At 49.0% G+C, this 8,919-nt stretch carries 7 protein-coding genes and 2 pseudogenes; 3 read left to right on the plus strand and 6 right to left on the minus strand.

Going from position 1 to position 8,919, the window contains the following annotated elements:
* The first annotated feature begins 114 nt into the window (after positions 1 to 114).
* Positions 115 to 489, plus strand: coding sequence for a Mu transposase domain-containing protein (locus HMPREF2993_RS14030; protein ID WP_371325904.1), 375 nt, complete (start codon positions 115 to 117; stop codon positions 487 to 489).
* Here the strand turns inward: HMPREF2993_RS14030 and HMPREF2993_RS06130 are convergent.
* The 6 genes from HMPREF2993_RS06130 to HMPREF2993_RS13620 form a co-directional block, all read right to left on the minus strand.
* Complete coding sequence (locus HMPREF2993_RS06130; protein WP_141756298.1) at positions 486 to 1,862, minus strand: hypothetical protein; 1,377 nt, start codon at positions 1,860 to 1,862, stop codon at positions 486 to 488. The genes HMPREF2993_RS14030 and HMPREF2993_RS06130 overlap by 4 nt on opposite strands.
* Positions 1,855 to 2,511, minus strand: a complete 657-nt coding sequence (locus tag HMPREF2993_RS06135; protein ID WP_049157198.1) for an ABC transporter ATP-binding protein — start codon at positions 2,509 to 2,511, stop codon at positions 1,855 to 1,857. Before HMPREF2993_RS06135 ends, HMPREF2993_RS06130 begins: the two co-directional genes overlap by 8 nt.
* Positions 2,512 to 3,777 (minus strand): hypothetical protein, encoded by a 1,266-nt coding sequence (locus HMPREF2993_RS13445; RefSeq protein WP_141745876.1) that lies wholly within the window; start codon positions 3,775 to 3,777, stop codon positions 2,512 to 2,514.
* Positions 3,761 to 6,208 carry a class III lanthionine synthetase LanKC N-terminal domain-containing protein gene (locus HMPREF2993_RS06140; RefSeq protein WP_070701533.1) on the minus strand — a complete coding sequence of 816 codons (2,448 nt, stop codon included), beginning with the start codon at positions 6,206 to 6,208 and terminating at the stop codon, positions 3,761 to 3,763. Before HMPREF2993_RS06140 ends, HMPREF2993_RS13445 begins: the two co-directional genes overlap by 17 nt.
* Positions 6,201 to 7,679, minus strand: a complete 1,479-nt coding sequence (locus tag HMPREF2993_RS06145; protein ID WP_049157201.1) for an ABC transporter ATP-binding protein — start codon at positions 7,677 to 7,679, stop codon at positions 6,201 to 6,203. The genes HMPREF2993_RS06140 and HMPREF2993_RS06145 overlap by 8 nt, the downstream gene beginning before the upstream one ends.
* 76 nt (positions 7,680 to 7,755) lie before the next feature.
* Positions 7,756 to 7,899, minus strand: coding sequence for a hypothetical protein (locus tag HMPREF2993_RS13620; protein WP_158010520.1), 144 nt, complete (start codon positions 7,897 to 7,899; stop codon positions 7,756 to 7,758).
* A gap of 457 nt (positions 7,900 to 8,356) precedes the next feature.
* On the opposite strand from HMPREF2993_RS13620, the pseudogene HMPREF2993_RS13450 reads away from it, so the two are divergent.
* Both HMPREF2993_RS13450 and HMPREF2993_RS13135 read left to right on the plus strand, forming a co-directional pair.
* A pseudogene (locus HMPREF2993_RS13450) lies at positions 8,357 to 8,707 on the plus strand (IS30 family transposase); the annotation flags it as partial.
* A 9-nt stretch (positions 8,708 to 8,716) separates the two neighbouring features.
* A pseudogene (locus HMPREF2993_RS13135) lies at positions 8,717 to 8,919 on the plus strand (Na+ dependent nucleoside transporter N-terminal domain-containing protein); the annotation flags it as partial.

Here is an 8,919-nt window from a genome sequence, read left to right on the forward strand (position 1 = left end):
TATCAGGTGTCTACCTAACAGGGGTCAGGTCCTCTCTTTGAAGAACACGAACAGCATCTGCTTACGGATCTGCCGACAACCCCGTGGCAACACACCGAATGGAAACGGGCAAAAGTGGCCCCGGATTTCCACATCACGGTTGCAACAGTGGGCTACTCCGTTCCGCGCCAGCTTGTTGGCCGCACTGTCGATGTGCGTATCACCGGCCAGCTGTTGACCCTCTTTGACCGGGCAACCGTGTCAACCCACCGGGTTCCGCATAAGCGTGGGGCCTATGTCACTGGCTACGAGCACATTCCATCTGGAATGGACTCCAATCGTGGACTGTGGACAAGCGACTACTTATATCGCGAAGCCAGCAAAGTTGGTCCGGTAACACGCAAAGTCATCGGAAGAAGTGAGTGTCTGATGCAGCGGCTGAATGAAGAAGTGGTTGCATTCTCTAGCCACTTGCAGACGACCAGCCGAAGAGAAACATGCTTCACTTAGTTCCTCGAACGGTGGTCAGCGATGTACTTGTGGTGAAGGTACTTCCAAAGGGAGTAGAAGAGCCCGAACAGGATGAAAGATAAATAGAGTGCCCCGGCTAATAATAGCGAGACCATCATTGACAGCCCGGCGATTGCAAATTTTATCGACGAACCAAGAACTATCACATGAATGATCGAGCTGACCAGTGCGAATATAGCTGCAATCCCAAGGCTGACACACATAAACAGAAATGGTAAACCTGCGAATCTGACAAGATAGATCACCGAGACAGGAAACCCAATTTTATTAAGTCGGTCAGTTGTAATCGTGACCTGATCTACAGCCATTAGAAATGATGTGACCGACAATATTCCTACAAAGAACAGGGGCAAACCAAGCATTACAAGAAAATCCCAATTCTGGATTCCCCCACCCACTTGATTTAATGCGTCAGCCTCTGTGTGTGAAACTGAAAGGACAATAGCTGGAATGCCCAGCACGTAGGACAACGGCAAGACGATAGACTTCGTCATATTATGAAGCTCTGCAGAGAATGCGCCCAGTACAGCTATCCCGGGAGTGACACCAGCCAATCGGGTAGTACCTTTCTCTATCGCTCTGACGATGTGCAGAATAAAGCGACTACATAGCCAAAACAAGGCAGATACCATAGCTAGAATGACAAAAAGTCCTGCTTGAGCACCAGCCTGGACCGCTATTACAAGAAAGACGACGGGCAGTACAGCGGCCAAGTCTCCCCACCGCAGCCTATTGAGCCCGTCAATTGAAACACGTACAGGCTTCGCTCCCGATGCCTGAGTCTTCTGCTTCAAAGCGTAACCAATGAACGTGATAATGCCGACAATGAAAACGCTAACAGTGATTATGAGCGTAGCCATCAAAATTGAATTCAGCGATATCGGCTCAAAAAACTGACCAGGGTACAACAAATCGTCAGAGTCCCGACGGGAAATCAGCATCACTAACCGCTGAAAGAGTACAGCTACAGGATAAGAAAGTAAGATAGCCAAGACTTCGATGAATAGGAGCTGTGCGATGAGCATGACAAGGTACCGTCGAGCCGGCCATCCCACAATTTGTAGACAACCGATGAAATAGTCAAGTTTGGTAAACGCTCTATTCACTATCTGCGGAATGCAGAAAATCGAGGCAATCGTCCAAGAGATAGCAACATTTGTCGCTACATTCACCGTGACAGCCTCACCCACTGCTGTACCTTCAGTCGCGGCTCGGGTATTAAGAACAGCTGCAAGTACGCCGATTGAAAAACCGATAGCTACCGCAGCTGCAACGTTGGGACCTAACGACGCTCGAAAATACGATTTTGTAACTTTAAGCGAGATTGCTTGATCGCGATTGGGATTATCCATTGATTGTCCCGCCGTCCAAACGAACAATACGATCACATAGCTTTGCAATGACCGGATCATGGGTAACGATTAGACCGTGTCCCCCCTGTGAACCGCACCAGTTTTTGATTTCACCAAAAGCCCGATGTGCGTTCTTTTCGTCCAAGCTCCCTGTCGGCTCATCGGCGAATAACAACTTTGGGCCACTAGCCAAGGCCCGCGCGATTGCTGCCCGCTGTGCTTGTCCACCTGAGACTTCTTCAGGCAGAGAGTTCCTTTCTGTTCCAATAGCCAAGCTGTCTAAAACTGTTTTGGGGGAGATCCCCTTCGGCTTACCCGACAAGGCCCAAGACAACTCCGCGTTCTCAAGCAGGTTTAATCCCGGAATCAATAGGTGGTCTTGGAAAACTATTGATACAGAATCCCTTAGATGTTTGCGCACCTTTCGTTTTGGCAGGCCCGATATCTGGATTCCATCAAGCACGCTCTTACCTTCGGATAACCGCCCAATACCAGCGAGTCCATTAAGCAGAGTGGTCTTGCCTGACCCAGACGGCCCCATGAGGGCTACCACTTCGCCATTCGCAATCGAGAAGTTCACATTCCGGAATAGCCAATCCTTCCTGTTCTGCACCGTGAATTGAAATCCAGCGTCAATAACCTCAAACATCTACCGGTCCTTCACTGTAGGAAGAAAATTTATCAAGAATGCCATGCCAATGATTCTCTTTAACCGATCAACATCCCATGGCGTATTGGCATGTCCCCCGGAAACATGTAGTTGGATAAGGTCTTCGCGCAGATTCAAGCCGAAGCGGAGCTGGTCCCTGTTACTAATACGTGAATCGTACATAGATGAAAATGACAAGATTGGTAGGTCTTTTTGAGCGACTTCGAAGCCTTTTCTGAGCAAACGTCGGGAAGAGAATGGCAACCTTTGTAAAATATGTTGATTATCAAGGTCTGACAAATATGAGGAACCCTTTGCTGAGATGCATCGATCAAATATCAGGCCCGAATAGGCGGTTCGCTCCTTAGCGATCGACAGAGTAAGGGGCACCGAACCAGCAGAGACGGTGCTAGCAACCACCCGACCTTTGGTCGCAAAATGTTTTGAAATGCAGCTCAAATCATCGGCATAGTCTGCGAGACAGTCTCGTGGCTGAGGCAAAAGCAGCTCCCGAACCCTAAGTAGATTCGAGCCTTCAAACGTAGTTGTGGCGTCTGCAACTCGTTGGCCATAAACCCCATACGAGTGCACTAAGTACGTGTCACAATCATTGTTGACAGAATCTGCTGTGGAAATCTCAACATCACAGATGCTAGATGAGTGTGCTAAATCAAAGACTGGCCAAGAAAGTGATGACCTCCAATACTGTTGGATGTCGCACGATAGCCGTTGAAGAAAGTCGGAGGACACCTCATCTGTAGCCCTGATAGATTGTTGCAATAGCGATTGAGCATCAGTCGCGGAGAAATTTTCTGAAATGTAATGAATTGAAGCTCCAGATTCCAATACTTCCGGTGGGAGTTTTCTAAAAGGCCAGGTTTCAGAAATTACGCGATACTCTGCGTTTGCATCCGGAGAGCAAAATTCCCACTCAAGTTCGCCATGCACAAACCTGCACCGCAAAGACTCAATATGTCCCGACCTCCAAACTTTTATAAAGATTTCAGGCTTGTTACGATCCACTAGGAGTACTGGCTCCGCTACAGGGAGAGTCTCGGCTCGAGTTGGAGCATCTGCAAACAACACACGCAAGTACCATCTTTCGTGGCCAGTTGGATCATAGATGCACAGAAGGACTCTGAACTCAACGAGCTCAATTATGTTCGTGACTGCACAAAATGAATCTAGGACTGCAATATCAGGCGAGCCCGAAGTATGAGTGGCTGCATGAAAGCTTCCTGTCTTTTGATCATAATTCAAAATCATCGAGCGCCTCCATTGAAACAATCCTGAGAAGTCCAGGCAAAAGTATGAACCCTCCTGCACCTTCTGATACATCAAAAACATAGCGAAGGGAAGAATCGTCTAAGAAAAGGTCTCCCGCGCTATCCATCGGTAGTAATCTGCGCACCCGCCTGTAGAGGGCAGGTACTGAATATGGACGATCCAGGTAGCTGCTAATTCCAGCGGTTCCCACTATGAGCCCCATCATCCCGTTCGCGAGGCCACTACAAATGCTGAATTCAGTGTCCACAGCGTTCAGCAGACGTTCTGCCTCTGGGCGCAGCCAATCGCCGCCTAGAGTCTTCTTTATCATTGGCAAGAGTAGACCGAATCCGGCGCTCCCTGTGCTGAGGTACGGAAGTAGGCGGTTACCCTGGACGGCGAATAGAGCTCCTTCACTATTGGAGTCGTAGTTCGTCAATTCCTGTTCAACTAAGTAGGTAATGGCTTCTTTTGCTAGTGCAACATCGGATTCATGCATTTCTTCCAACCAGAGAGACAAAATCCATGCCAATCCCAGAGGCCCATACAGCAGGCCTGTACGCTGGTCGTTCGGCCGGTTAGAGTTCTCATGCAAGGGCTTTTCGAAGTGTAAACTCCGTGCTTGCTTTGCAATACGAAGAATCCACTTACGTACTACTCCTTGGTATGCACAAACTTGGCTCGAGAATCGTGCAATCAACAGGAGCTGCAGTACTTCGGATCGTGAGATGCTTGCAGCTGGGGCCTCGATGGACTGGTACTGCTCTTCCAGTCGGTCTATGATGTCAGGAAGCCCAACACCGTAGGATGATTGACTGTGCTGCAAAAAATTAGGTACGACTCGAGCTAAATCCCAGTCGGCTTGTAGAGCTGTCTTGAGATACGCAAATTCCAGGCAATACCCTGCGCCATTTTCAAGGCGATCAGGTGAGACTGAGATGCTGCCAGTTTCGCGGATGCAAAGCTCGGCATCATGACTGATCTTCTGCCTCATTGTTCTTGCTGTAATCGTAGGTTTTTTTGAGTCCGAGAAGGAAGGGTCTAGTAGGGGGTTTCTCAGACGACCATCAACAGCGGCGAGCTTCCTTAGCTGTTTCAACAGCGTGGATACTCTGTGATCATTCATCATACTTTCATAGGGGTCATCCCATCTGCGATCCCAGCCGGCCTCGTTGAATTGATTTACTCGTGTATTCCCGAAGGTCAGTTCCTGAATAATTTGTCTAAAGGCGAACCAGTCGGATTCTTCCGCATCGTTTACGTTGAAATTGGCGTAGCCTTGTGCTTTAGAGCTTCCGGGAACGTCGTCCGAAGAATTTGTAGCCTCCTCAAAGTCTACGAAATACACTTCTTCGCCATCAGTTAGAACATTACGACCGTGGAGGTCGCGATGGTATACCTCACTGTAATGTAACAGCTTTATGCGCTTTTCCAGCCGAGTTGCAACTTTCAGCACTTCGCGAAGATAAGGAACCCAATCGTCGCCATTTCTCGCATATAGTGGAAATTTCGCTTTCTTAAACTGATGAAGATCTAGGCATTCTAAATCTTCTGTTATTAGCGCGACATCAGTGGCTAACTCGGTTAAAGCAAGAACTCTTGGAGTCGCACCAGAGCTTATAAGTCTGCTTAGTTGTGTGTGCTCGTTCTTGACTCGAAAGGCTCCGTCGTTCAAGTCTTGATCAAAACCTGCAAATTTCCGGCCAAGCTTCAAGAACGCTTTCTTTCCATCAAAAGTGCAGCGGTATATTCCGCCGGCGTTCGACTGCTTTACGAGAGTGACATTTGAAACATCGAGAGTCCTCCCGCTTTGCAGACGGGCAACAGCCTCATGCACGATCTTTAAGTCTGTCTCGGGACTTTGCACTGGGTCCAAGACCTCGCGGCGGTCAGGAACGAGGTCTCCATCGTCATTCAATAAGCAGTACTCTCCGTCGGCATTGACCATTGGGACGAAAGCTCCATACCTGAAGTGGATGCAGGGAACGGGACCGGGCAGGTCGGTTAGAATTTCAGGCCCGTCAAATGGTTTAAGCCTAGAGGCAAGGGCGATTATTACTTTTTCAAAGGATGCTTTGTCGGGGTAAATAGTTATCAGCTTCCCTGCCGATGTGCGATTAGCATTTTTACTGTTTGCAAGAAAGTATGAGTCCCGTGTATTGACTATCTTGAAGTGCAACCGATACTCATCAATAACCGCTAATGTTTGAGTTACGACTTCATCAAGGTCGGTCGGACTTGATGAGATATGTATCTTCCAGCCTTGAGGGGAAATATCGGAACCGATTAGCCGATAGCTGGTCCAATATTCGCCCCGTCGGAGTACATAACCATCGAGCTCTCCCGTCAAGAAATCCTCTGTGGTGTCCTCCAGAGTTGGGAGTGCGTAAAATCTTCGCGAGCGAAGGAGAGCTCCTTCGAAGTTAAACATTTTCCTCAAGCTCCAATACGTTAGCCGGCAGCATAAATTCAACGAAGTCGGAGTTGTGCGTGGACAGTATTACCCTCGCACCATTGTTGACGTGGTTGCGTAGTAGCTTTGCGAGATCTCGTTGATCGTCCGTGCCAAGAGAAGAAGTTGGTTCATCCAGGATTAGCGTTTCTTTGTTAGATGAGAGCGCAGCAGCAATAGCCACTCTTTGTCTCTCGCCTCCGGACATGCGGGCGATAGTGGTCGTCAACGTGCAATCGGGCATTCGCAGACAACTCAAGTTGTTCATGAATCGCTCGGAGTCTGGTCCACTTCCATATAGCTGTAAGGTATCTTCAAGAGTATGTGGAAGTAGCTTCGGTTCTTGACTTACAAAGGCAGTGTCGGTGGGCCCGACCGTGGCTGCAACGTCGTGCAGGAGCGTAGTCTTACCGATGCCGCTAGGACCCAAAATTATGGTGATGCCAGTTGAATCCAGCAGCTTTTGCTGGTTTCTATCCAGGACTTTTAAGACTCGTTCCGGCAGGGCCTTTCGAGGATTCTCAATATCATTTAGAGTGGAAATTTCACGCCACGCAGTGTGTGCCTTTGCCCGTTGGCTGGCCAAAGATAAAGCCCGAAGCAGTGGTGCCATTAATATGAACATGTACATTAGAAACTCGATGAGTTCCGAAGGATCCATGGCTCCTACCCGCACTCGCCATGACGCTACGCCCAAAGTTGTGACGGCCAGGATGGGTACTATAGAACCATTAAATGGTGCAAACTGAGCTTGTATAGTGGCTGACCGGTAGGTTGCTTGCTGTAAATTATCAAAACTGTTTGTTACGATTTTTTTTAGGTGTTCAAGACGCCCATTCAGTGTTGCTACCTTGGCGACCGAGAAGTATGTCAATAGGGTGTCGCTTAGTTCATCTCGAGAGCGGAGGTTTGCCTGTTCCGCCCGAGCCATGCGTTTTAGAAATGGCACACTCAATGCTGAAAGGGAAACTCCCATCGCTAGCACTAAGAGCGTCAATATTGTATCAATACGCAAAAGGGCTATGAAGGCGAAAATGAACATTCCCGCCCCAGGAAGTATCTTGCTTAGCAGTCCTACGATGTAGTGTGCAACTGTATCAGTATCGCCAACGACAACTTGTAGTCCTCTCCCGTGGTTCAGCTCAAACTGGTTTGCGTCGACCGTTGAGATTAGGTCTTTTTGAAGAGATCCTCTTATTTTGGCAATCAAGCGCCCTTCTTGTCGAATCAATAGCGCATTGAAAGTGGTTGCAAGAACTACTACCAGTAATAGGGCTAGTGCTTGCTCTTCGAGACTCTCCCCAACGTTGTTAGAGCCGTCAATTAGCTTCGCTAGTAGGGCGGGCTGTACTATAGAGAATCCTGCGAAGGCGCTTGAAAACGCAAGACACCAAATAATCTGGCTCGTAACTCCCCAACGGCGAAAGCGTCTGGCGATTTCCATAATCATGAGCTACCCACTAAAGTAGACTGGCGGGAGAGGCCCCCTCCCGCCAGTATAATCGGATACATTGCTTTACTAGGCGCTAGTTTCCACAGTAAGACCAAGTGATGGTGCTGACGTCGTTGTCGCCGCAGTGATTCTGGCTGAAGGTGCTCTCCTTCCGTTCCTCACTCTTCATTGCAAGGTCGGTTTCGTCGACCATGGCCTGCAGTGTACGGATGTTCATGTCGCCTCCTTTCCTGAGCTAGGTTGTATCGGTCAGACTATTTATGCCAAGACTGCCGGTCAATGAATGAGGATCAGTGTTTACAAAGAATTAACCGGGAATTAATCGTGGGCATTTGAGACTTATTCCGCTTTGCAGGCAGGCATCGCAAGAAGTTGCGACTCGACCGCCACTTGACTTCGTATCGAACGGTTCCCGGACTGCGACGACCGGAGGTCACAGACTTGAAAGGGTGACGTGTCCTCCGGTTTTCGTCGTGTGGGTAGTTGATGGGAGCTGTCCTCTGGTTGGGGACTTGTAGACGGTAATCTTTCGATCACTACCTGGCTTTGTGCTGACAGAGCCCCACTTGGGGTTGGAGTGGTCTAGGAATTCGGTCCAGTTCATTTGAGAGTGTCTGATGGTTTGTGTGTGGGTACGGGCCTGACCCCGGAAAGTAGATGTTCATGATTCCGCCACGACTGTCGATAAGTTAATCGAGATGTTTACCGGCAAAATACACAACATCACTAAAACTCTGACCTGGGGCCAAGGCGTAGAACTAGCCCAAGTAAACAGGCTGAGCATCGCACGTGGACTAGCAGTCTACTTCTGTGATCCACACTCGCCGTGGCAACGTCCTACCAACGAAAACACCAACGGGCTAGTCAGAGACTTCCTGCCCAAAGGAGGCGACGTTAGTACCCGACCGACAAGGACGTCCAACACATTCAAGACCTTCTCAACGGACGCCCTAGAAAAGTCCTCAACTGGTATAAACCAGAAGAGAAGATACAAGAACTATTCAGGTGATGCATCCACCACTTGAAACCGCCTCGCCTTTCAGATTGTCTTCTGCTACCTAGTGCTGGCATGGGAGCCCGGCTTCAAAGCTCTCGAAGCGGTCTCCCACAGCCTAACCACACTCACTGATTTCACGAACGAAGGAACGTCGTTTGTATTCGGTGGCTTGCTTGGGGAAGACTTCATTTTCGCCCTCAATGTTCTTCTGGGGTTGCCCGCAAATCGTGGACACGTAGT

The organism is Corynebacterium sp. HMSC068G04 (assembly GCF_001814885.1).
GTDB classification, from domain to species: Bacteria; Actinomycetota; Actinomycetes; order Mycobacteriales; family Mycobacteriaceae; genus Corynebacterium; species Corynebacterium hiratae.

Excerpts from the sequence above, each read along its gene's own strand:
- HMPREF2993_RS06130 (WP_141756298.1), bottom strand. The coding sequence starts at position 1,862 with ATGGATAATCCCAATCGCGATCAAGCAATCTCGCTTAAAGTTACAAAA.
- HMPREF2993_RS06135 (WP_049157198.1), bottom strand. The coding sequence starts at position 2,511 with ATGTTTGAGGTTATTGACGCTGGATTTCAATTCACGGTGCAGAACAGG.
- HMPREF2993_RS13445 (WP_141745876.1), bottom strand. The coding sequence starts at position 3,777 with ATGATTTTGAATTATGATCAAAAGACAGGAAGCTTTCATGCAGCCACT.
- HMPREF2993_RS06140 (WP_070701533.1), bottom strand. The coding sequence starts at position 6,208 with ATGTTTAACTTCGAAGGAGCTCTCCTTCGCTCGCGAAGATTTTACGCA.
- HMPREF2993_RS06145 (WP_049157201.1), bottom strand. The coding sequence starts at position 7,679 with ATGATTATGGAAATCGCCAGACGCTTTCGCCGTTGGGGAGTTACGAGC.
- HMPREF2993_RS13620 (WP_158010520.1), bottom strand. The coding sequence starts at position 7,899 with ATGAACATCCGTACACTGCAGGCCATGGTCGACGAAACCGACCTTGCA.